At 56.7% G+C, this 1261-nt stretch carries 1 pseudogene; it reads left to right on the top strand.

From position 1 onward, the window contains the following. Nucleotides 1–154 precede the first annotated feature (154 nt). A pseudogene (locus tag ACF2JD_RS22550) lies at nucleotides 155–1261 on the top strand (hypothetical protein); the annotation flags it as partial.

Genomic DNA, 1261 nt, shown 5'->3' on the forward strand with positions numbered 1-1261 from the left:
CTGACCCTGGTGCAGACAGTGACCGATGCCGATGGCGACAACGCCAAGGCCAGCATCGATCTGGGCGTCAACGGGACGTTCCGCTTCGAGGACGATGGCCCGTATACGTCCATTCAATGGCAGCACCGACTTCACCGATGCCATTGAGCAGACCATGATCTCTTACACGCCCATCCCGGGTTGGAGTAACCAGGTGGTCTTCATCAGCGATGGTGACCCCAATGAACAAACCGGCCCAGGTGGTGCTTCACTCACCAACACGGTGGCAACCAACTGGAACAATTTCGTCGATACCAACCTAGTCAATGTCACCACCATAGGCATTGGCAATGGGATCAATGATGTCCGCCTGCAAGAAGTCGACCTGGATGCCGGCCCGAACAACATGCCGCTGCGGGTTAATAACTTCAGTGACCTGGTCAACACCCTGCTCAATCAGGTGATAGGCGGCCTGGTGCAAGGCAATGTGCTCAGCGGCTCAAACAATGTCGTGGGTGGTGGGGACGATGATGCCTATGGCGCTGATGGTCCAGGTTATATCCAGTCCATCAAGATTGGCGCGACCACCTACAGCTGGGACGGGGTGCTCGATGGCGATCAGCAGCTGACGGCCGTCACTACTCCCGCGGGTGGCAAGCTGAGCTTCAACTTCTCCACTGGGGCATGGAGTTATCAGGCTCCCGCCAATGTGAATGGTGATCTCACCGAAGACTTCCAATACATCCTGATCGATAAGGACGGCGATCCGGCCACGGCCACCCTGCATCTGTATGTCGAAGATGTGGGCTCGGTGCAGGCTTATGTCGATGAGGATGAGTTGCCAAGTGGGATCACCGATAGTGACAGCGTCACCAATAGCGTCAGTGGCACCGTTGCCCCCTTGATTGTCGGCCCGGACAATTCCGCGACCATCAGCCTCAACACTAATACCAGTGGTGTAACCCCGGCCAGTTCGGGTGGCGTGGCGCTGGTCTATACGGTAGTGGGTGATACCCTGACTGCCACGGCCAATGGGGCGACTGTGTTCACACTTCAGGTCGGTTCAAATGGCAGCTATCAGTTCAACTTGGTCAAATCGCTGGATCATCCGCTGGATAATGGCGATGACAACGAACTGCTAACCCTGGATTTTACCAGCATCCTGAAGGCCACTGGCGGCACTGGCACCTTGGCTGGCAGCTTCCTGATCCATGTCGAAGACGATGTGCCAATGGCCAACAACGATGCTGACAGCGCCGTCGAAGGGGTGTTCACCCCGGTC

It is taken from the genome of Aeromonas ichthyocola (assembly GCF_046087985.1).
GTDB classification, from domain to species: domain Bacteria; phylum Pseudomonadota; class Gammaproteobacteria; order Enterobacterales; family Aeromonadaceae; genus Aeromonas; species Aeromonas rivipollensis.